At 35.2% G+C, this 24208-nt stretch carries 17 protein-coding genes; 3 read left to right on the top strand and 14 right to left on the bottom strand.

Annotation, left to right across the window (positions count from 1 at the left end):
• Positions 1–191 precede the first annotated feature (191 nt).
• Together ADJ83_RS15755 and ADJ83_RS15750 are read right to left on the bottom strand one after the other, a co-directional pair.
• On the bottom strand, positions 192–800 hold the full coding sequence (locus tag ADJ83_RS15755; RefSeq protein WP_048718313.1) for a nitroreductase family protein: 609 nt from the start codon (positions 798–800) through the stop codon (positions 192–194).
• Positions 797–1366: a nitroreductase family protein gene (locus ADJ83_RS15750; RefSeq protein ID WP_048718312.1), complete on the bottom strand. Its 570-nt coding sequence runs from the start codon at positions 1364–1366 to the stop codon at positions 797–799. The genes ADJ83_RS15755 and ADJ83_RS15750 overlap by 4 nt, the downstream gene beginning before the upstream one ends.
• Before the next feature lie 226 nt (positions 1367–1592).
• Here ADJ83_RS15750 and ADJ83_RS15745 point away from each other — a divergent pair, with 226 nt between their 5' ends.
• On the top strand, positions 1593–3131 hold the full coding sequence (locus tag ADJ83_RS15745) for a PucR family transcriptional regulator (protein WP_048718311.1): 1539 nt from the start codon (positions 1593–1595) through the stop codon (positions 3129–3131).
• Between the two features lie 345 nt (positions 3132–3476).
• On the opposite strand, the gene ADJ83_RS15735 is transcribed toward ADJ83_RS15745, so the two are convergent.
• From ADJ83_RS15735 to ADJ83_RS15675, 12 genes are all read right to left on the bottom strand, one after another.
• Positions 3477–3893 carry a JAB domain-containing protein gene (locus ADJ83_RS15735; RefSeq protein ID WP_239687083.1) on the bottom strand — a complete coding sequence of 139 codons (417 nt, stop codon included), beginning with the start codon at positions 3891–3893 and terminating at the stop codon, positions 3477–3479.
• A gap of 903 nt (positions 3894–4796) precedes the next feature.
• The gene (locus tag ADJ83_RS15725) at positions 4797–6488 is read right to left on the bottom strand and encodes an RNA-binding domain-containing protein (protein ID WP_048718306.1); all 1692 of its coding nucleotides are present in this window, start codon (positions 6486–6488) and stop codon (positions 4797–4799) included.
• An 84-nt stretch (positions 6489–6572) separates the two neighbouring features.
• A complete protein-coding gene (locus ADJ83_RS15720) occupies positions 6573–7415 on the bottom strand; it encodes a toll/interleukin-1 receptor domain-containing protein (protein WP_048718340.1) in 843 nt (280 codons plus the stop codon).
• 81 nt (positions 7416–7496) lie between these two features.
• Positions 7497–7880: a DUF6680 family protein gene (locus ADJ83_RS15715; RefSeq protein WP_048718303.1), complete on the bottom strand. Its 384-nt coding sequence runs from the start codon at positions 7878–7880 to the stop codon at positions 7497–7499.
• A 23-nt stretch (positions 7881–7903) separates the two neighbouring features.
• Positions 7904–8884 (bottom strand): restriction endonuclease, encoded by a 981-nt coding sequence (locus ADJ83_RS15710; protein WP_048718301.1) that lies wholly within the window; start codon positions 8882–8884, stop codon positions 7904–7906.
• A gap of 14 nt (positions 8885–8898) precedes the next feature.
• A complete protein-coding gene (locus tag ADJ83_RS15705; RefSeq protein WP_048718299.1) occupies positions 8899–12078 on the bottom strand; it encodes a DEAD/DEAH box helicase in 3180 nt (1059 codons plus the stop codon).
• Positions 12079–12105: 27 nt separating this feature from the next.
• Complete coding sequence (gene pglZ / locus ADJ83_RS15700) at positions 12106–14598, bottom strand: BREX-1 system phosphatase PglZ type A (RefSeq protein WP_048718297.1); 2493 nt, start codon at positions 14596–14598, stop codon at positions 12106–12108.
• A gap of 51 nt (positions 14599–14649) precedes the next feature.
• The gene (pglX, locus tag ADJ83_RS15695; RefSeq protein WP_048718295.1) at positions 14650–18123 is read right to left on the bottom strand and encodes a BREX-1 system adenine-specific DNA-methyltransferase PglX; all 3474 of its coding nucleotides are present in this window, start codon (positions 18121–18123) and stop codon (positions 14650–14652) included.
• A 50-nt stretch (positions 18124–18173) separates the two neighbouring features.
• The gene (gene brxC, locus ADJ83_RS15690) at positions 18174–21737 is read right to left on the bottom strand and encodes a BREX system P-loop protein BrxC (protein WP_048718293.1); all 3564 of its coding nucleotides are present in this window, start codon (positions 21735–21737) and stop codon (positions 18174–18176) included.
• A gap of 11 nt (positions 21738–21748) precedes the next feature.
• A complete protein-coding gene (locus ADJ83_RS15685) occupies positions 21749–22297 on the bottom strand; it encodes a BREX protein BrxB domain-containing protein (protein ID WP_048718291.1) in 549 nt (182 codons plus the stop codon).
• Positions 22294–22896 carry a DUF1819 family protein gene (locus ADJ83_RS15680; RefSeq protein ID WP_048718289.1) on the bottom strand — a complete coding sequence of 201 codons (603 nt, stop codon included), beginning with the start codon at positions 22894–22896 and terminating at the stop codon, positions 22294–22296. The genes ADJ83_RS15685 and ADJ83_RS15680 overlap by 4 nt, the downstream gene beginning before the upstream one ends.
• Before the next feature lie 23 nt (positions 22897–22919).
• Entirely contained in the window at positions 22920–23165 is a 246-nt protein-coding gene (locus ADJ83_RS15675) for a TIGR04540 family protein (RefSeq protein ID WP_048718287.1), read from the bottom strand.
• A gap of 262 nt (positions 23166–23427) precedes the next feature.
• Between ADJ83_RS15675 and ADJ83_RS15670 the strand changes: the two genes are divergently transcribed.
• Positions 23428–23631, top strand: a complete 204-nt coding sequence (locus ADJ83_RS15670; protein WP_048718285.1) for a hypothetical protein — start codon at positions 23428–23430, stop codon at positions 23629–23631.
• Positions 23632–23676: 45 nt separating this feature from the next.
• Positions 23677–24195: a hypothetical protein gene (locus ADJ83_RS15665; protein WP_048718284.1), complete on the top strand. Its 519-nt coding sequence runs from the start codon at positions 23677–23679 to the stop codon at positions 24193–24195.
• Positions 24196–24208 lie beyond the last annotated feature (13 nt).

Below are 24208 nucleotides of genomic sequence, written 5' to 3'. Positions count from 1 at the left end.
ACTGGTCAATGGTTTAAAATGGAAAGAACCAAGGGCTTATTTGGTATGCCTTCTTTTGTTCCCTTCGCCCTTGTTAAACACTAGTCAAACCATTGGCGTGTTTGTCAAGGGCGATTGCGTGGCCTTTCCACCTAATAAGTAGAAGAGAACCTACACACCTAGTTAGTTTTCATAGATCTTTTGACACTACCTTAATTTTTAATAAGGCTTTCCGTTGTTTTACAAACTTTAAAAAATGGAACATTATATTGGTTCTTATGCGTAATCAGGTCTACAGGAATTCTTGCTTTATTATCGAACTTCCTAGACGCATACCCTAAAGGAACAATACTAATTGGGGTCACATATGGTGGGATATTAAAAAGCTTTTTCACATTTTCACGGTTAAATCCACCGATCCAACAGCCACCGAGTCCTAGCGCTGTTGCTGTTAACAGCATATTTTGAATCGCGGCAGATGTATCTAGCTGTGCCCATAGGTTCCCATCTTCACCATATGCAGCAATTGTCCGTTTAAAATTCGTGCATACTACAATAATGACTCCTGCATCTTTAATCCAATGTTGATTGCTAGCACCTTTTGAGTAATACCCAGCGTATGTAGTCTCAACCACTTTTTCTTTCATCTCTGGTGTATTAATAACAATGAATTCCCATGGTTGCATATTTCCACTATTAGGTGCCATTGTACCCGCTGTTAAGATTTCTTTTAGGAGGTCCTCAGGAATGCTTTTTTTTTGAAAGCCTCGAGTACTTGACCGCTCATATATGACAGGGACTGCTTGTGTGAGCTGAATCAAAACCAACTCCCCCTTTTAACAATTTCAGCCACTCCTAACCGAGGTGGAAGCCCCTTTTCTCTATTCCCATACCCCGCCGTTAAAATAGCCACTGGCTCCAAATACCACGGAAGTTCAAGTTTCTTTTTTAATAATTCCAGATCCAATTCTCTTACACATGCGGTCCTTAATTGATGAGTTTGAGCCATCAAACGAAAGTTTTGTATAGCAAACGCAATATCCTGAGTTCCTACCATATATCCTCTTTCTCCAATTCGTGCAAAGGCTCTCCTCTTTTCAAGCATCACAACACAGACAAACGGTGCATCCTTCACCCACTCCTGTCCACCATAACTATCCTTTGTTAAATCAGGACCAAGTGTTGCCTCAACTACTTTTAACCGCTGAGTCTCGTTTTCAACCACCAGTAATTCCCAAGGTTGTGCATTTCCAGATGAGGGGCCAATTGAAAAGGCATATAATAGGTCGTCTTCCACTTGTTGCGGGATTTGTTCCTCGTCGTAACTCCTTATGTTGACGATTTCGTTCATGGTTTCTAATAGTGATAGACTTTCACTTTTACTCAATTACGAACACTCCTTTCATTGCTATCATCTTTTAAATAGGAGGAACCATCTTATTTTTTTAGTAGATTGGAATACGTCACTTAACTAATGTAAATAATCCGAGTAGAATAATAATTTTTAATATTATAATTATCATTATAGTTTATATTCTAAATATTTCATATTGTCAGAAATTATAGTGTTTTGGTAAAATAGTTGTGCAAGATGCACATAAGGAGGGCTTAATTTGGGGATTAAAGTCAGTGAAGCGATAGAAATATGTGGACTTAAGCATGGAACCGTTGTGGCAGGCCGGAATGGGTTGGATAAAGAAATTGAGCATGTCAGTGTGATAGAAATACCTGACTCTCATCTATATTTCAAAGGATCGGAACTATTTTTAACTGCCTTCTCTCATTTCTCCAATAACCCCTCACGACAATTAATGTTGTTGGATCAAATGAGCGAGGCGGGAAGTTCAGCCCTTGCGATTTTGCGGACTGAAAAGTATATTTCTCGACTAGATTCGACCGTCATCGAAAAAGCAGATTTACTCGAAATTCCCATTATCCTGTTTCCGGAGCATATTCCTTATATCGATATTATTTCACCCATTCTGAAAGCAAATAGTATGAAAGAATCCAATCAACTCTCCTATCTTTTTCACGTCCAGAAGGAATTAATTGATGTCCTTATTCGCGGTCAGGACCTTACTGAGATATGCCTTGCTGCTAGTAACATACTTGGAAACCCCATTTGTTTAGTCCAACCAGATTTTCACTTTGTAGCTGGGGATCAAACTATTTATAAGCACATCCAACCTTTAATCGAAGATAAATTTTTAAAGAAAAAGATAGAAACCAATTATTCAGGCCATCTAACATTTTTAAACGATAATAAAGTGGTCTTTCAACCTATTTTTTTCGAATCACAAATAGAGGGTTACCTCATCACCATTGACCAAAATATTAAGTTTCATGAAGGACATATTACCGCACTCCATCATATTTCATTGGGCTTTGCGTTAAAAATACAAGAGGAACGAAAAATTGCTGAAACGAAGCAAATACACAAGAAAAATTTCTATGAAGATATCTTAACTTCACGAACGATCACTTCCATGCAGTTGGAGAAAGGATATAAACTAGGCATCGATTTAACGCTAGTTTCTGAACTATTAGTCGTCCATACTTTCAATTTAGAAGAATCTAAAGACTTACCGAAAAAATTCAATTCAGCTGATTATTATTTCTATGCTAAAAAAGAACAGTTGATTTTTTTAATAAAAAACACTTCAGAGCCTTCCGATTCAATTCATGGAAAAATTGCTGAGAAGGTCAAGGAACTGGCGATTGAAATGATGATGATTTATTCACCTCTAAGTCCCTATTGCAGGAATCTAGCCGATAAATATACGGAGATTGAAGAAAGTATTGATATGTTAAAAAAGGTACAATTTCATAACCTTTATTTAAGTATTGACTCCCTTATTTTCCTTCGTTTTTTTAAAGAATACCGTGATAATCCATCTATGAAAGAATTGGTTATCAAAACAATCGGTCCACTTATTGATTATGATCGTGATCATCAATCAGACCTTTTACATACACTCGAAACAATTCTGTTTGTGGAGGATACCCAACTTGTCTTAGAGAACCTTTTCATTCATCGAAATACTTTAATGAATCGGAAGAAAAAAATAAATAGTATAATAGGTAATAATTTTGAAGAATTTCCCTACAATTTGAATGTCAGACTTGCCGTGATGATATGGAAATTTTCTTAGTGATGAAATCTGTTTTCTTTCCTTCTGGTCGACCGCCAAGCTAAATGAGGAGAGGGACCGTTGGGGTATGCGCGCAAGGAGCGGAGCTTAAACGAGTCACCTGGAAGTGGCCCCGACCTTACTCTGCACTTTTAGTTTGAACTGATTAGATAGAAATATACATTCGGCTCCTACTCTGAAAGAACAATAAGATTTAATTTCAAAGGCCCTCTTATAACTGATTTCTTTTACTTTGAAGAAATAAAAGAGTATAAGGGTAACACTTAGGTTATTTTCTTGCTTCATCAGCGTTTCCTGCTGATGAAGCTCGGCTAGCTGAGTTCAATTCCCCTGCTAGCCGAAACTTCATGATAAAAAAAGAAGAAGAAGAGGTTGCCCCCTTCCTCCTGCCCTTAAATATTTCCTCTTTTCCTTCATGCTGTAATAATCATCTTTATCGTTCACGATAAGATGATCCAGAACCTCGATTCCTAAGATGCTGCCGCATTCTGCCAGTCGCTTCGTAACCTCTATATCTTCTCTGGATGGATAAACGTCTCCTGAAGGATGCTGGTGACTGACAATTATGGAAGAAATGTTGTTCAGAATGGCAGACTTGAACACTTCTCTCGGTGACACAATACTGGCGTTCAGGCTCCCAACATGACAGCGATGAACAGCTACAATGCGATTTTTCGTGTTCAGGCACATGACAAAGAATACCTCGCGATCCTCATCCCCAATAAACTTTGCTGCGGCTTTCGCACCATCTTCAGGCTGCATACGGTGTACTGTTCGCCGCCTTCTACCTCTTGAATAATTTGCTTAATGCGTTGAATTTCGTAAACTTTTTTCCATTTTTAACACTTCCTTTCTTTGTTTGATAAGGAAGCAATGATGGACGCAAACCGTGTGAAGGGTTCGCTTACGAAGAAGCGAACTCGCCAGTCAGGCATAGACAGCAGGCCTGATCTTTGCCTGCTGTCGTTCAAAATCAGTGAAGCCCAATGACTTAGGGGGAGTTAAAAAGCGTTTCCTGATTTTTCATCTGCCCTTAGCCTAACTTGGCTTTGCCGATTTTGTTTGCCTGGCGCCAGCCCTTCACTCGGTCATAAGCCTACTCATTATAATGGGGAGAACAAAGAAGGAGTCTTTCGGTCCGAGCGAGGCGGTCGTTCAGGCAGTAAGGCTTGAGACCGCCTCTTGGCCAAGGGTTCGATGCCGACAGGCCATGAAACACTTGGTCCAGGCGCCCCCGGGGCGAGAAAATCCCGAAGGGATCAGCACCGGCTGGCAGCCGCCGGCTCGATGCCGGAAGCGGCCAAAGGAAAAGCTCCATCCGTTCCAGCTGCCTGCAGCTTAACGAGATGGAGCTTTCCGATTCATGCGAAGCTATGGATCGGTCGGCTTTTTGGGGTTCGATGCCACAAAAGCCGAATTTTTAAAAATTAGAGACCTCTTTTATTACTTATGGTACGGTTCACCGTAACGTTGGATAGGGTAAACTAATATTATTTACTAAATTAAAAAGACGTGGTAAAGCCACTATTGTAAATAAGGCTCTACCTCGTCTGATTATTATTTCTAATAATGTCCCTATTATGTCCCTATTTTTGTCCCCATTTCCCATTAGTATTTAAATACTAATGTATTAAGATCCAATAATTGTCCCATTTTGTCCCTATTTTAGGGTGAATAGATATATTTTGTTCCCGCTCCTCTTCCTATAACCTTCACACCATCAGGTTCTAGTTCCTGTATTAAACGTTGAACTTGTTTACGGTTCATCCCTGTTAACTGCCTTATTTCCTTATTCGTTAGGCTTCGATCTGTTTTTAAAATAGATAGGATTCGGATTTTGACTGCTTCTTTATCCAAACTTTGCTGCCGTTCATATTTCATTTCACCTTTTAACATTTCATAAGCATTACGTGAGAGAGTGAAGTATCTTCCTTTTCCACGACCAATAGATTCTAATAAGTTAAATTCATTATGCATCCTGCTTAGTAGTTCACGAGCCTGTTCTATACTTCTTTGAGCTACATCAGCAGCAACAGAAGTATCAATTTCTTCATGTCTTATTAAATATTGCAAAATAAGCAAGTGGTCAACATCAATGTGATGATTATCTTTTGTCATTTGATCAATCAAGTTTTTAAAATTCTTATTCAAAGGTGAAGAGATAAAGGTAAGCTCAATGTTACTGCCAACTTCCCTATAGATAGGTGGTTCTTTTCCTTCAACTAATAAAGACCGAAAAATCCTTGATACACCCAAGTTTGAACGATTGACCAATTTTAATCTATCTAACAAATCCATTAAGTGATTATTCCTCGCTACTGGAGGATGATGGAGAATATTTTGAGGTGTAATACCACCGACAAACTCCCCTGGGTTTGTTAGTATTAGCTTGTCCTTAAATTGCTTTAACATAATAGTACCAGTCATTCGATAATCGCGATGACCAAATGCGTTGAGTAATGCTTCCCTAAGTGCAATCGTCGGATATGTGCTAAACTCAGGGTGCACAAGTCCAGATTCAACAGTTACCATTGGATTATCAACGGCAATATATCGTTCCAGTTCATATAATGCTACGGGAATAGCATGTGTTCCATCGTCCCTGAGTGAATAATCTGTGTCACTAATCATCTTTCTATAAGACCATTTATGTTGAGGAATAAATTTAGAAATAGCCTCCGGTTTCCCGACAAGTAATAATGAACCTTTTGTAAAATAACTATCTTTTAATGCTCCGATTGATCTTAATAATTCTTCATCGGACAATGACAAAAGATGTTCATCAACCCTTTCCCTCGACATAATTTCGCGCACACGTTCCATTGCAGAATGAGAGAATAGACTTTTCCAATCTTCATGAATAATTTCAGCTGTAAAATCCATTTGGGATGAAGTATCCATCATTTTACGCCTCAATGAGCCTGTATAAGGAATGCAATCCTTACCTTGTCTTATCGTTGCCGAGCCATCAGTTGTAGTATAAGGCGGTATACCTGGGTACACATTCATCAACAGTAAGCGCTTTGTTCCTTCTGGTACAGCAATATCCTCAAACACTGGAGTTAGATGAGGATCTGTCTTTTCATAAATTCTTTTTTGAAGTATTATGGTATCCACATCTTGCGGAACACCTAATATAGCATTAGATCTCCCTTTTACTTTATCCGCAACTCCAAATACAACACTTCCGCCACCACCATTGGCCATACATACAGCCATTTTCAACATCAACTTAATGTTGTCATCAAAACTTCTTGTAATCCATTGCTTAAAATCTAATTGTTGTGATTCAAGGTCATCAGCAATATATGTTTCTAGCTTGTCTATTAGACGGTGAACTTCATCTTTAGATATCATCTATACCACCTCCTCCTACACAAATTTAAATTTTATGATTAGTATCCATAAAGTTAACTATGAGTAAGCATTAATCAATAAATCTTATTCCTTGGACATGTTAACCACACCAAAAATATGTTCTACAATTTCATCTATCGTAAATTTATTAGTACTTAATGCAAATTTATCTACTAAATATGGGTTATATTGGCGGATATCTTCAACTGATATGTTATGCCATATTGGCAATATTATTATTCTCTTTTCATTAATCTCACGGTTTAAAAAGCTTTTGAATTCATAGTCAGACCAACCACTCTTAATAAAGTTAGCGGATAGAAAAACAACAACGAATCTTGAGTTTAAAATACCCATATTCATCATGTCTGTTTGACTTTGTCCTATTTTAAAAACTTTGACATCTTCAAAAACTTTTAACCCTTTTTCGCTTAGTTTTTCTGACAACTCTGTAACATAGTCTTCTTTATCAAGGCTTGAATGGGACAAAAACACATCAAATTCAATAATCTCTTTTTCAGCAGCGGTATGTTTAACATCTTCTGCCAATTGGTTTATCTTTTCTGATATTTCCGAAACACTGTTCATATAGTCTTCATTCATGCTTGTCTGAGATTGAATGGATTTCAGCATTTTATTATATTCCCGTTTCTGTTCCTTATCTACTCTTTCTTTATATCTATTGATATCATCATTATTTTTACGTTTTTGTTCCATTATCTGTGTCATTTCTTTTTCATACTTTAGCAGGTTTTTCTGGTATCGTTCTAATCTTTGTAAATCTGATTTTACTAGATTTCTCTTTTTGGTTAGGGTTTGAATTTTCTTTGCTTCGTCATCTCGCTTTTTTCTTACAGTAACCAATTTACCAGTAAGATCACTATCTTTTTTTATAGTTCTTTTTAAACTAGATTCGCTGACTGTCATTATTTCACCTGCTTTATATAGTAATTGTTCCTGACCCAACATTCTAATTTCCAATATGACAGAATGGCGATTTCTGCTGCGTTATTTGTTTTTTATATTAAATGCCTTTAAATAAAAGCTATCAGTTAAAATCCTTGTATCAATTTTCAAGTTATCACACATTGACTTAAATAATTCAAGAAGTCTTTGATCAATAACTTCAGGTTCCTTATGTTTGCCACTGACACTTTCATGAAAGGACTTTAAAGCCTCTAAAACCTGTTGAGAATCATTAAATACAATAAAAACTTTATTTAATGCCTCAGAAAATTTATCCCCGGTTAAATCAAAACGATTCCCCATCATCTGTTCTAATAAGTCATATTTTTGTTTCTTCTTAACAGACCTTTTGTGATACAAATTTGAAATAACAATACCAATAATACCGGAAAAAAGAGATGATACTACAACAGTAATCCACTCCATAATTAATCAGTCCTTTTTAATTATCATTCAGGCACATACATCTTCTGTAACGGCAACAATGCTCTTACATCATTCGGCATATTCTCATACCACTTCACAACTAAGTCAACTAATTGTTCCAAATCTACCAACCTAACAGAATTATGTCTAGCTACCGCTTCTGCCTGAGAGGTAAATCCACCTGTAGATACAAACAAACTATTAGCATCAATAGGATTAGCACCTAGTAATTGTTGAATTTCAGGTGCGCCTGCTGATGATTTCCTATGTTTTACTTGCACTTTGATAATAGGCTTTTCAAAACCAAAAGCATCTTTATATGCTAATACATCTACTCCTCCATCTGGCCCTTTGGGACTTACCTGAACGTTATATCCCATAGCTTGTAAGAGTCCTCCTACTAACTCTTGCATTTGCCATGGATCAAGCTTATCTACTTTGTCTTGTACCATGACTAAGGCTTTATTAACTAGGTCTTCAATGATTTCACTTTCTTCAACTTCACCGGTTTCCTCAGGCTCAATAAAAGGGTGCTCTAATAATTGCTCAATTTCATTTCCCCACTCATCTACACGAAATACAGTTAATACTGAACCTAAACTATTTTTAGCTGCTTGTGATAATAAATCTCTTTCAACGGTAATTTCTTCCCATTCAACTTTAATATTGTTTGGGTAAGCTGGATTACCAACAGATTCATCATAAAAATGTGATTCTGTTACAGTACCCACAATATATTCCCTTGTCTCTTTAGAGTAAGTTATGACTCTATCACCTTTTTTTATTTCTCTACTGAAACGCCATACTTGATTTATCCAACTCCGTCTTGTATTAGGTTTACTTTCAGAATAAACGTCATCGGCTTTTGAAACCATATCTTCTTTTGATCGATATTCTTTGGGATCACCTAATTGTGGCCATCCAATAGATGCTATACTCTCTTCTTTCCATACTGGTATCAACTCATTATCATCACCAGCACGTATCATCCACCATCTCTTCATTGTAATCCTCCTCATTAAACAAACATCAAGCCTTGGTCTAATTGATATTCTACTATCTGTTTTTCTCTTACTTCATACACAAATACGCGACTCTTAATTGCATTATAGTCTTCCTCTATCAACTGCTCCTTAAATTGATGTATATCGTCCGTAATCACAATAAGTCGACTTTCACCACCCGCTTCCACGCTGATGAAATCTACTAACCCAAATGCTTGTTGTACCCTTACATTGATTCTTCCTTGCCTTAATTCATAATCTTCAATCATTGCCAAATAGTCTTCTGGTATTACACGGCCATTAGCATTACCATTTGGTTCAATTCTAAATTGAGCTATCCTTTTTACTGGCTTTAATTGAATCGATCGCTCACGATCAATTTCAGTTAAACGTTCTTTGCTCCGATCTTCCATTTCATCTATTTGTGCGTAAGTTTGATTAATTAAAGCACTGTTTTTACCTTCAACATTTTCTTCTTGATACCTCTTTAATCGATCTTGTAAGGTTTCCATTTGATCATCGAAGGACTTTCTCAAGAAGACTCTCTTTTTATTTGCATACTCTTCACGTTTACGTTGAATAGACCTTAATTGTTTCCTAGCATGTTTAATTACATGTCGCTTAATTTCCTGCTCTTCAGAGTCATACGTATTTATTACATTCAATGCTTGATTAAAAAGTAAATATGGTGATATTTCTATAAATTCACTATTACTACGTTTACCCGTCAGCATTAGCTTTTGCTCAAGTTCTCGCCCATTACCGTCCACAATTGTTAATTGATTTAATTCCATTGTCATAGATTCTGGGATTGATGTCTTCACTTCATAAAAAGGAAGTACAGCTTGCTGCATTTCTTTCGCTGTCAGTTTCATCACTAAATTAAACAAAGGATTATCATTTTCAATCATCGGTATTGAATTTGAGACTTTCGATGATGATAAAGCAAAACGTATGGAATCATCAAAATTAAACATCAATTTATGATCACGTGCAAAATCACGAATTCGCTTTGGAAAACGATCAATACGGGCAGTTGTCTGATCCGCAGAAATATTTAATCTAGTTCTTGTGTTTTTTAATCCATCAATCACAAATTGTCCGTAAAACCGATTAGGAATGCTGTTTATTGATACTTCATCAAAGGACAGCTTTGCACCAGGTAAGTCAAAGTTATCATCTAAACGTTCATTTTGAGCGAGTTCTAATAAACGCTTGTGTTCTTCGGATAATGTTTTTTCCATTTTTGCAATAATCTCGTCTAAATCTTCTCGGCCAGAGATCGCTTGTTCCATCACCGAAGATAAATCAGCTTGGCGATCCTCAAGAACTTCACCTATAAAATCATACACAAGATCTTGTCCAAGATCTTCACGCATTTGCTCCATCTTTGTTAGTAGTCGAATTAATACGTCACCTTCACGTGTATTTGTGGCAACAAGGTTAAATACAAAGACTTCATTTTTCTGTCCAATACGGTGAATACGCCCCATACGTTGTTCCAAACGATTAGGATTCCAAGGAATATCATAGTTAACCATTTGGTTACAAAATTGCAGGTTAATTGATTCTCCTCCAGCATCTGTAGCAATCATGATTTGCACATCATTTCGAAACTTCTCAACCTCTTCTTGACGTCTATCCATAGAAAAGTCACCAACAATTTTGGCTATCTTTGGAACGTATGCTTTCAATTTCTTCTCAAGATAATTAAGTGTGTCTTTAGATTCAGTAAAAATTAAAATCTTCTCATCTTGTGCCAACAAGCCACTTGCACCAAATAGTGTCTTCTCAAGTTCAAGATACTTGCGCTCATTTTGGCTTTGCCTGATGACATTTGCCTTACGAATTAGTTGATCCAGCATTTCAATCTCTACTTGTAATTCATCTAAATCTAGTTCTTCGTATTCGCCTTCAGCATACTCCTCAAGCAATTCCTGTTCTTCGAGAGAACTATCTTCATAGTCTTCGTAATCCAATATCATCTGTTTAACTTTTTGCCCTGTTTCTAACGCTTTCTGCAGTCGTTCTTTACGACGTACAAGTGATAAATATATTGCTTCAACAGATGAACTTAATCGACGTTGTAATATCATCATTGCAAAAGCAACATTTGGTTTATTATTCTGTTTTGCGCGGTTAAAGTGATGTCTTACATATTCTGTTACAGCTTCATACAAATCAGATTCTGCTGGACTCAAGTCAAACCCTAACGTTGTCGTTGTACGTTTCGGAAATAGAGGAGTTCCATCAAAGTTAACCATATTTTCTTTTAGTCGACGGATAACATATGGATTACTCTTCTCTAAAATTGAATCACTCCTATTAAGTTGCGAGAAGATATCGTGATCGATCAAACTCATCAAATGACGAAAGTTTTCTTTATCCCCTTTGTGAGGTGTTGCTGTCAATAGAAGAGCATGCTCAGTGTGTCTCAACAAATTTTCGCCTAGTTGGAACATCTTTGTCCGCTTCACTTTGCGTTTCTTTTGACCTACTGTATACGCAGCCATTTTATGGGCTTCATCGACTATGACTAAATCAAACTGCGAGTTAATAATCATGTTTTTTATATCTTCTCTAGACGCCCAGTACATTGATGCAATGACTTGCTGATGCATATCAAACGGATTCAGTTCACCTGAAGCATCCAAATAGGAACGTGTAATAATTAAGAAGTCTTCATTGAATTTTTCCTTTAATTCCGTTTGCCACTGCTTCAATACAAGAGGTGGTACTAAAATCAAAGACTTTCGAATCATGTTTCGTGCCTTTAATTCACGGATAAGCATACCCGACATTATCGTTTTACCTGCACCAGGATCATCAGCTAATAGATAACGGACTTGGGGCGCCTGTAGCATTTTGCTATAAACCGCTTCGATTTGGTGTGGTAAAGGAATCATGTTCTTATTTCCACGGGCACGGGACTGTGAGTATTCTTTCTCTGTTCGCAACACATAATATTGTAAGTAATGTTGAAATCTATCTCTCAATTGATCTGAAGCATCTTCATCAGAATAACGTTCAACTTCTTGTAATTGATGTTTCTCAAGATAGTTTTCAAAGAATTGATTAGACTCTCGCCCAACAGCTTCTACTAAATATAAATCATCATCTATGCTTTCAACATGTTTAATTTGAACTGCTTCTGGCCAGAAAGATGCTCCAACAATTTCACCTTTTTTAAGCAAAAGTAACACCCCCGTTTCCTTTTTGACTTAATATAATGCTTCATATAATCGTAAGGTAAATTCTTCTTCCAAGTATGGCTCATTACCTTTCTTGGTCACAGTCTCTACTCTTAAGATGCATGTTTCACCTATCTTGTAATGCTTTTCGACTAAGTTAAATATTACTTGCCTATTACGGTCGCGATTTTCTCCCTTTAGATCAAATACGAGTTCTACTTCATTAGAGATTCGTTCATCACCTTGGTAAAAAGCTATATTAATTTTTCGTGAAGTATAGTTGTCTGCAATACTTTGCTCTTGATAGAAGGAAACCGGAATACGATAATTTGTAATTACTTTATTAATCATTGCAACTGCAATATCAACAGGTTTTCCTGCTTCAATACGACGGTAATCTATTAAAGGGACTACCGCCTCCTGTGGTAAGGCTCCACCATGAATAAACTGAAGACCCCCACCGGTTTTAAATCTATTAATACTTTTGGCCAAAACAACTTCAACATTTTGTAATGATGATTGTCGTTCATTTAATTTAATCGAACCTTCTGGAACTGATAAATTGTGCCCTATAGCAAAACGACGATTATGATCCATAACTTGTCCTTCAACAGCTGGTATCTTGCCATGGCTTTCAATTTGTTTAAATTGGAATAAAAATCCATGATCTGCTGTGATAAAAATACGTTTCGCTTGAAGACGTGATAATCGATCAACTGCATATTCTAAATCCGAAATCGCTTGATGTACTGCTCTATATGTCTCTCGTTCTGACTTTGCTGAATCACCAAGAGCATCGATGTGATCATGATATAAATATACTAATCTTTTACCTTTCAACACTTGGTCAACTTCACTTGTTTTCATATCCAAAAGTTCCTTTAACTTTAACACTTCAGAATGTGGCTCAACTGACTGTAAAATGCGACGTCGATTATCGAGGCCTTTCGTCGATTGTCCATCAGCCAAGATACCTTTCTTTTCATCTGCTTCAAGTTCCTTATGAGGTAATAAAGATGCCATCCCTAATTGCGTATACGTTGGATAACTTGCTACCATAGGATTAATACTTGATTTTCCATTTTCTCGTTCTTTTAATTTTCCATAAAGTTCATATGCCGCCTCGTATCTCAAGGCATCTGATATAATAACGAATATTCTCGTTTGTTCCCTTTCCAAGATAGGAAGAATAACCTTAGAAAAAAATGTTCGTTGAGGCATTAGTTTGGATACATATCCATCTTGCAACCTGAAATTCATTTCCTCTGAGATTCGACGTAGGTATTCATTTTCGTACCAATTCGTTAAGTAATTAGCAATTTCTTCAATCATTTCTTTCGCATCTAGGCGTGTAAAATGATGCATAAAACGACGGTAAGCATTATCAATTTCATATAGATATTCTGTATAATTTTCATAAAAATCTTCATGTTGATGAATACGATTAACAACAGGTCTTAGCTTTTCAATCCGAATTGCTTCAAATAGAGTTTCATAAAGGTCTTTTAGTTTACCTTTTGATCCCCAATACGTTTGTAATCTTTCCTCAATTAAAGATAGCCGTTCATCTGCATGGATTGTTTGATGAATCAATTCATCGATACATTTTTCAATGATCAGTGCATCAACAACCGGGAACGTTTCAACTAGCTGGTAGTTTTCTATGTCGCGCTTTGTAAACACATCTCTTACTTGATGCATTTTTTCCCATTCTTTAATATGATCTTCAAGCACTTCTCCATCGTGTTGTAACCACTCTTCAACAAATAATGCACAAATGTTAGGTGATGACGATGCCCATTTAGCTTCCCAATCATCAACAGTAAAACCAGCATTCTGTCGAAAGTGTTGATAAATGAGAACATTTAACAGTTGTAATAAAGGTTCATTATCCCGCTCTAGTGTTACACCAAAGTGGCGGCCAACAAATTCTAAAGTTCGTTCTAATGAATAGTTACGTTCTAATTGTTTTAATAAATCATTTTCTTCCAAATGTAGCCCATTTAAAAGCAGTTGACGTGTCATCATACGTATATCGGGCACAGAAGCCTTTACTAAGACAGCCATCATACTTAGTTCGAATTGATAGTTGTCGGAATCCTTTGGCAATATTTTAATTAGTCGTCTTTTCCTATCTTTACTATCAAAGAACAAAGGATATCGTTCCATTATTGGACGTAATACCTGATCTGATACTTGTAACTCTTCTGATAACATTGCAGTTTCATCTGCTTTAAATTCAGTACTGTATGACAATATATCTAATAGCATGTTATCTTTATCATTTGGTTTTGCTTCATCCGAGTATATTAAAAATGACTCTGTTGTTCGTTGAATTTCAATCTCTACTTTTAACTGAAATGAATTATGGTTTGTTAGTCGCCTTATCTCAATGTCGCCTAACTGTTCTTTTAATTCCCCAACACTTACTTGTGATTGAGGGTCATACCAAAATACAATCAATCGTTCTTTAAATTTCTTCTCTTGTTGTATTTTCTCTTTTAGCTTTTCAATGACATTCACGGTTTCCACCTCTTTATGTAAAGCGAAAGAGGAGAATATCCCCTCTTTCGCTTACTTGATCTTTGCTAGGACATCATTAAACTCGGCATAGTTTACTTTGACACCTTCATCTAAATCAATAGCAATTTGTTCATTAGCATAAGTAGCTAATTTCTTATCAAATTCTTGTAGTTCCTCTATTTTTTTCTGATATACTGCTTTTGATTTCTCAAGACTACGCTTATCAGCTGGCGACAAACTTGGATTAGCTAAACGTGTATCAATCATATCAATTTCATTTTGATATTTAGATTGAATCTCTTGTAAATGTTCAAAACGAATTGTTGCCATCGTATCAGGTTGATAACGATGCATATAAATAAGTGTACGTAACCCTTTTTGTTTTCCGGAGTCCACTAACCAATAAACTGGTCGCTTTTGATACGTTTTACAGTGATCGTTGAAAAACTCATCTAAGAAATAACGGCGTAACCGCTCTTCCGGCGACTCATTTTTCTTCATTGTTAACGATTCTGCTAACCATTGCATATTTTCATCTACAGTCTCTGGACTAAATGCTATAGATAAAAACTCACGTAAACGCACAATAATATCATTATCAAAATAATGTTCATCAGTAATTTGAATGAGTTCGTCCTTATTGGGCTTAAATGTCTTATATATAGATTCGTCAAACTTACCACCTGCATAAACAAGACCTTCAACATCTAAAGAATAACGCCCCATGACACAACCAATGAAGTAAGATAAAAAAGATTTGGATTCTCTTTCGCGATCAGCTATTGAAACAGTAACCTTTTCGTTCTCTATTCCATTTGTTAATTCTTCTTGCAAACCATACAGACCAATAAAGAAATTATTTAATTTTTCTTCATTTTCTTTTAAATTATAAAAGCGATTTTCAGTTTCTTTTTGCCAATTCGCAAAAGATTTAAAAAGCAAACTTGGATCTTTTACCAAACCTACTAAAAATGGATGCTTAGTAAAATCCCATGATGTTTCGAAAGAGTTCCAATCTTTATCCGATATTTCTATATTACTTTTAACTATATTTACAACATCCTTATAATCATCATCTATAATCAGAGGAATATTCCTTACATCTTGTACATTTAAATTCAAAGTTCCATTAATTAGATTTATAATATTTTCAGCCACTTTTGTATTTAACAAACCCAAAGTATAAAAAAGTTCATCATCATTATTAAAAAATAATGTAGGAGCAGCTAAATTAAATGTATAACCTTCCTTTACATATCTAAAACCCTTAGATGAAGTAGACCCTATCATTGTCCAACAGATACCCGGTTTATACCATAAATATTCTGGAATTATTCTAGCTACTTTATCTTTCCTATAATGATCTCTAGCTTCTTTACTCCAATCAATTAACCACTCTACATTACCTGACCATCTTCTAAAGGGGCCACCTTTTACATGTATAACCCACTTTTTGTTAACTTTTAATTTATTTACTTCCCAAACGTAACGTAAAAATTTATCATTATTCCCAGTCTTTGTTTGACCATCCGATATTGTCTTTTGATGAAGCGTTAAACCGCTTCTAAATAATTGAAGAATTTTTTCAGTAACCCAAAATGCTATAGGTGCACTTGGAATATCTATAAAAGAATTCGATTTTCTCTGATATCTAAATTCTACATGTCTATTTAATGCTGCTTCTTTAACTTTTATTGGCTGTATTTCTGGCCCTTTAAAATTTGATAATTTAACATACTCTCCAACGCTATTTTCTATTTGATTGTGTATTACAAAGGAACAAATTGGAACTGTTGCTTCTTCAAACGCAGAGTATTCTAATTGAACTAGGCTAGAAATAATTGAATTATTTAAAAGAAAACTTCTTAATTTTTCATGAGTTGATATAAACATCCATGTGTAAGGAGTCATTAAAGCTGAATATCCATTTACTTTTGTCATTTGTACTGATCTAAAAATAAAGGCAGAATATAGGTCAGACTTGTAATCAGCAAACTCTCTATTCATAAACTGCTTTAGCACAGAATTATATTTGTTATGATATGGAGGATTTGTTACAATCACATCATTTTTTTGAAACATTAATAATGCTTGTTCTAACACAGGTAATAGTTTTTCTTTTAATTCATTTAAATTGGCTTCATCAATCAAATCATTTTTTTGATTCTCTAGACCATATATTCGATTAATCCATTCTTCATAAGGAATTTCGATTGGATCTATCAACGAACCAAATTGTTTTCCATTCTCAAATTGATTTAGTAATTCATTGATTAAATCTTTATCGGTCTCATTTTCAGCAAAATAATCAATAGCTTCATCTGATAAAGATTGATCAGCATCTACAATTTCATAAACATTTAGCTTGGGACTTTGACCTTTTCGACTTAATCTTGAGATAAAACGTGGTTGTTTTTCGGCAGCCTTCATCAGCAATGCAAAGTTCGCAATTTGTTGAGCTCGTTTATCAATATCTAGTCCATACAAGTTTTTTTCTAAGATTAACTGTGGAATTTCTCTTGATGGATATCCCGCTTCTTCATACATGTCATATAACATTTCAAAAGCGTATATAAGGATATGACCAGATCCACATGCTGGATCCATAATTTTCAAATCCTCTAATGATTCGAACTCAGGGTACAAATGGTGATTTTCTTCATGTTTTAAATAATACTTCCACTTTTGAGACAATTGGTTGTCTTCATATTTTTCGTCATATAGTTTTCCTAAAGAGTTTTGTACCATATATTGGACAATCCACTTTGGTGTAAATAACTGTGTGACAACAGGAAGATCTTCTTTCTTAACAGCATTGTTTCTTAGTCCACCAACCTGCTCCTTCTTTTCAGACATGTAGTATTGATAAAGCCAACCCAATACTTCAACATTATCTGAGCGAGAACCATCTTCATTAAGCTGGAAAAAGTTTTCATCAGATAAATCATTTACAATTTTACGTATAATAGATTCCTGATCTAATAAATAGTCTGGTAATAATAGTTCTGTAAAATCATCAATTTTTTCAAATAAGAAAGGTAATAGTTTATTCAGGCTATTGCATTGAGCAACAAATAATGTACGATAAGCTTGTTCACTCTCACCTTTTTGTATCCATTCATTTATTTGTCGATGATCCACATCAAGGTTCATCGTTTCATATTGAAGTAAAATATCTGGCTCGTTTTTACCTGTACTACTCGATAATACATTTACTCGATCGGGTAAATAATTGTTCACTTCCATATAACGAATAGCAATAATTCGGTTAAACCATGTATATGCAACTTCCTCAACAAGCTGTTCATAACCCACAATACTTAAGCGTTGTTGTAACGTTTGAAAGGCATGTTTTCTTTCTATCAGATAAGGCTGTTCGTTCACAAATAATTGTCCATAGTTTTCTTCAATCTTTAATTCTTGATTATCCTTGGTAATACCATATTGTTCTGCTTTTAATGAAACTTTATCAATTAAGTCACGTCTAGCTTCTACAGCAAATTTCTTTAATTCCGCCTTATTCATTGTTTCACCCCTATATGTAGAGGAGCAGATTGTTCATCTACCCCATGATTTTATGATTTTACGAAATAGTGTGTTTGTAATTCTTTTAATAGACTTTTCTTCAAGGATTCAATAGCACGTTCTAAGTCTTCTTCGGACTCAATTGTATCTAACTGACTAAAGAAAGAGGTATACAATTCTTGCTCTGTAATTTTCTTCGGTTGCCTCTTCACTTTATCTGTGTCATCTATTAAATCATTGAACATCTGACGTGATTTTACTTTTGTTGCTTCAACTAACTCACTAAGCTGTTGTTGATTGATTCGAGCGCTTGATATACGTTCACTCTTCTTAATTTTTTCATAAAGCTGAGTGGCTTGATTTTTTTGTGATTGAATATATTCTAAAATGCTTTCATTTTGACGATATTGATCTATTAAGTTTTCAAGTTGCTTCAATGCTTTTTCCGATTGAACCATTACCGCCTGTTTTTGTTTATTGGTTTCTTCCTGAATTAGATTCTTCAGAACATCTATCAACTTAGGTAATTGACTAATTTCTTTTGTTGGTTCTTCCTGTAGTAAAATGTGTTTCATTCGTTGAGCTGTTTCTTCTAATTCTTCATTATGGATGATTTCTAAGTCTTGCTTATGGTCTTTCAGAGCTTGAACCGCTTCGTCAAATTTAACGATAGGATTTCCCTCATAGAATCCTTGGAGTATCTCTAAAATGTCATACCAGTTTTCTATATCATCTTCATATTGAATAAACATACGACAGAATTGTTCGGGATCACGGATAGTTAGTAATTTTTGAGTACCATTTACAATTGTTCGTATATCACTTTCACCTGGGTACGGATACTCACTTGTTGAATCCTGTTGACGTCTTCTCCCTCGAATCTTTTCAATCGGTTGTACAAATTCTTCGTCAATCTTTTCGCGTATAACTTCTTCATAAGCGTCATACGTGTCATATGTTTGTGTATTCGAAAAGAAATCACGGACTAGTGCAATAAGCTCTTGTTTCACTTGATAATCCATTTCAACGATTGGTAAAACAACAATACGATCACGTTCTGAAATCTTTTCTAGTCGGTCATAGAATTGATTAGAGTTAGGGTTAAAGGCTTCACCCGCATAAGTGAAACGAACTTTTCCAGCATTCATTAATCCCATTAGAATACCAATGGTATCTTGTTCCTCCCACCCATATGGAACAGCCTTATATTTTTGTACAACTTGTTTTAATGTTCTTTGGTCATGGGAACGTTCAAGTTCCTCTACAAAGTGCTTGACTTCATCAATTGCATTTTTGTTTAAGTCACTAAATAAGCTTTGTTGACCTAGATTCTCCGCAACTTGCATCCACTCATTTTTACTATTTTTAAATGAAATAGGCTCCTCAATATAATGAAATTTTGTATATGTGTTGCGAATTAGCATATCCATAGCTTGGTTAACTTTACTTTCAAAAGCCCCATTAAAATCACGACGTTGACCTTGGATATAAAATTCTGCTTTCTCACACGCTTTGTTTAATAATTCTTCTGCCTTATCTGCATATTCATCAACTTCAGCAATTTTTGCATCAAAGATTCTCTTCTGCTGCTGGCTAGTCGTGCTTGACTGTTTGCGACGTACATAGCTATCCACTTGTTGAATATAGGCTAAAGCACTTTCTGCTTCAGCGACAAGGTCTTTGTCTAAAAGAATAATTAAATGACCAGAGTTAGCTTGTAACGCTGCTTCTGAATCTGTCATGCCTTCAGAGAACACTTGCATCGTTAATTCATGATTCATCTGACCTTTCACGTAATTATCAAATCGTTTATTGTAATCAAAGTGTTTGGTTTGCTCTTTATACTTGTATTCATACTTGGTATGACGATACATCACATTGAAAAAGAGGTTACCTAACCGTTCTTTAACAGAAGCTGTATTATATTCTTCTACACGTATTTCACGATTAATTTCTTGTTCTTCATCTGATAAGAATGAGTATGACCCATCTGCATGTTGTTCAATGAACATTGCCATTTGAAGTCGGTTCAAGGATTCTTTTATGCGATACTCTAAAGGTTGGCGTTCATCATAAACTGTTTCAACCATAAGGGTTGCAATATTACTAGGTGTGGATTTTATATCATCAATCCCTTTGATTAGATAAAGCACTTGCAAAACCTTCACGTCATATTCTTCTAAACCTTCATTATTTCTCGCTCGATCCTGAGCTCTTGTAATTGTACTGGTGATTGATGATTCTAAATAATCACGTATAGAAGGATAAAATTCCGCCATGGTTACCATATTATCGATAGGTTCCTCAGCATTTAATTGTGCTGCTTCCTGAAATGCTTTTAGTAATGAACGTTCACCACGTGAAGTGTGCTGTCCACCTTCTCCTAAATTACGGATTTTCGTGAAGATCTTTTGTAATAACTCTATTTGATAAGGAACAAAAGGATAAAATGATACAAATTCATCTATTGAACGATACCCTGAACGTAATTGTGTATTTTGCTTATCAAACGCTAAACGATTATGAATTAATTTTCCTTCTTGATCATGAATCGTTTTTAATGTATCTGCACCAACGTCTTCTTTTTCTAACAAACGTTTTTTGATAACTTCATCTGTATTCGCACTGGATAAATTGATTTTTGTTTCAAATCGTCCTTGGATTTTTGAAAAGTCTTTCGTACTATCAAGATCTGAAACAGTTGCTTCTAGTTTTTCTTGTGATGTTACAATTACCCATGCTTGACCTTGACATAAGTCACCGAGTTTTTCCGTTATCGTTTGCAAGTTAAGCATTAAACTCGTATTATTACCGATATACTGTCCTACTTCATCTGCAAGAAATACAATTCGATAATCCGGGCCTTGTTTTTTACAATAATCTGCTACTAATTCAGCTACTCGCTGTGCGTCAATAGAGAACCATTCTCTACTCATGTCAAAGAACGTCTCTGCTGTATCTTGATCATAGCCGACCGATTCAAGTGCTTGTATAACCTTTCTCTTACGTAATAATATTTTTAATCGAAATTCTTCCCATGGCTTTCCTTGTTGGTCGTAAATGGCTTGCTTAAAGGATTCATAATTTCCGTCATCATCTAATTGACGTTCCATTTCAGCAACCCACAATGTATCTGAATATCCTAAATGATTATTAAACACTCGTAAGAAAACTTCAATTATACGTTCTTTCTCTGCATCTTTAGAAGAGGATGTTGATCTTGAATCAATATTAAATAACAAGGCATCTGTTCTTTTTGCAGATACTTCTTCCATCATTTTAAGCAACTCTGGATTCTTTGTTTTATCTTTGAAGTAATCTGCAGGTGTTCTACCTGAAATCGTTTGGTTATGTAACAAATAAGATAAGATTTTTAAAAAGTGAGACTTTCCGGATCCAAAGAAACCCGATATCCAAACCCCAACTTTAGTTGATGGCTGATTATAAACGGCAAGATAATTACGATAAAAACGTTCTAAGTAATGTTCGCTTTCTTCTGTTAATACATACTCATCCAATTCATTTTCAATTGTTTTTTCATCCATTTGTTCAGCTTGAACAACGTTATTAATTGGACGGAATATATCTTTTAAAAATAAATCTTTAATTTTCATGTCCCTACCCCCTAGGAAATACGTGATAATTGATAGTCATCTTCATAGTCAAGAATGCCAAATAGTTTTAATCGTAATCCTGTAAATTCACCCGGATAGAATAATATGATTGGTTTTTTATAACCTTTACTAGAGATGGCTTTTAGTAATTGACTCGACCGCAAAAATGGATGCGCTGAACCAACCCCAGTAATAAAAATAAGATCCGCATTTTCTGTTATGTCTTTAAATTGTTGGATCATTGTATTGCTTTCATTTAATATCGGTTCGAATACATCAATCAAACCTTGTAATCCTTCCTCTTCTTCCATTTCAAATAGTTCTTCCAACTCATCTTCATCAAAAAATGAAAGGAGAAATTCAAATAAATTTACTTCTTTGATTTCCATTTTGGCTCGTTTCAACATGTTCTTTATGTATACACGAACTTGTAATTCATCTTCAGGAGGATAGTCTAAGACAAAATGAGGAATGTCACTTCCAATCCCTCTTGGATTTGTAAAGCTATCTTGTTGAATCCGCTTTTCCATTTGTTCTAATCGTTCATACGTCGATTTCATTCTTCATTCACCTTTTCTAGAATTGTAAAAGAATATAATAGAGGGGCATTCCTCTCAGCATATGTTTTTAATGACTGACTCATATATATCGGTTTAACTTGGTACTTTGTTGGTTCAATCTTATCAATCATCTTTGAATCCCTGAAAAACAATACCAATGAACTAACAAGTCGCTTGATGGTTTCGGGTCTCCAACGACTGACTTTTTCACTTACATTAGCTTTCCCTTCAAAGAAATAGTGAAAGTCATTACTGTATAAAGGCTCCTGCTGTTCATACTTAAATACAAGAACTTCTAAGTAAAACTCTAATGGTATTCGATATACTTTTAAAAATGAGTATAATGTCATTGCCTTCCGATCATAGTCGCTTGCGTTTAAAAAGTGTTTCTTCATTACATCGTCAAAGACAGCTGCTCGATTGTAGACCATATTAAAGCGATTTTTAATACTTACTGGACTCCTTAACTGAAATGAATTTTGCTCCATTACTTCATCTAATATTTCTTTTTTTACTTTTCCTTGTGACATGAGCTTTAAAACAACTTCAATCTCATTTTCAGACCATTTTTCCTTCGTAAATCCTGCGGAATATTCCATATATATTCCTTCACCTTACCTTCTTAAATGACGTTAGTTTGATTAAGAACTTGATCAACGACTTCAAGTCTTCTCTTTCCACATTGTTGACGAATAATGGTTGTATACTTACCATTTTTAACAAATTTGCGCGTATTAGTTATATACAACTTTTGAATCAATTCAATCATTTTCGTTTCGTCTATCTCGTCATTCCAATATTTATCTATCACAAAATTAATCGATCCTGCTAAATCTCTCTGTGTTTTCTGAAATAGTTTAACTTCCACGGAAGCCACCTCAATACTCTTACTTTTTTTATACTTTATCTTTATTTTATCTCTAGTACTTTAGTAACTCAATAGGGATGGAAAAATATACAAAAATTTCTTGCAGCTCCACGTTTTATCTATGTAAGGGGGTACCCACCCGTTTCATGCCCCACCCCTTTTATATGAACCGTTGTTTATCCATTGAGATAGACGGCGGTTTTTTGTTTTACAGAGACGACATGCGTGGTGAGAGGAGCGTATACGAAAGGAGGATAATGAGATGAATCAGTCATTAGTAAAAATTCTATTAAAGGCAAAGGAACTAAACAAATGGGTTCCCGCTAGGTTTCTAGCAAAGTACGACATCCAAAAAGTAAATCTTCTAAAACTTGAAGATGCTGACTTAATTCTCCTTAAGAGAAGCAAATCAGAAGGCTTACTACTAAAGCTGACCTTAAAGGGTTATCACTACTTCAACAAATAATAGGAGTTATCTTTTACAAAAACATTAATTAGGAGGAAATCTCTTATGAAGGAAAATGTATGGCAAGAGCAGCAACTCAAATTAGGATTATTTACGGAGAAAAGTGAATCCTTTCTCGAGCTTAAAGAAATTCACGAGATTCTATTAAACAAACATGCTTCTATCTCAGAAGATGTAGCTGGTGCAATTGAGGCTAATGATTATGTAAAGCTATCTCATTTACTTGTTAGTAGAAGTAAGCTCCAAATAGCTATAGAAGAAATTGAATCTCTGAATGAGGATGAACTCAATACTCACGATTCATTGAACGATCGTATAGGTAATGCATTAAAGGATGCTGCAGCTACGATGGAAACTAAAGGTGAAGACATTTTGTTAAATGTGATCCACAATCTCGATAAATTAATTCAATCAGCACACAGTATGGTATCGAAGGCAACATTGATTTCTAACAAAACTATTAGCAAAGGAAATCAGCTTAGTCATCAATCAGGCAAATTACTTATTCATAAAACATCGGAAGGTTTAGTAAAATTGGCGGATTTAATTCAAAAAAGATCCTAATTCATTGAAAGGA

This window comes from Bacillus sp. 522_BSPC, from assembly GCF_001076885.1.
Classification (GTDB): domain Bacteria; phylum Bacillota; class Bacilli; order Bacillales; family Cytobacillaceae; genus Niallia; species Niallia hominis.
The sequence above is the reverse complement of the archived record's forward strand: the minus strand, read 5'-3'. Positions and strand labels throughout refer to the sequence as shown.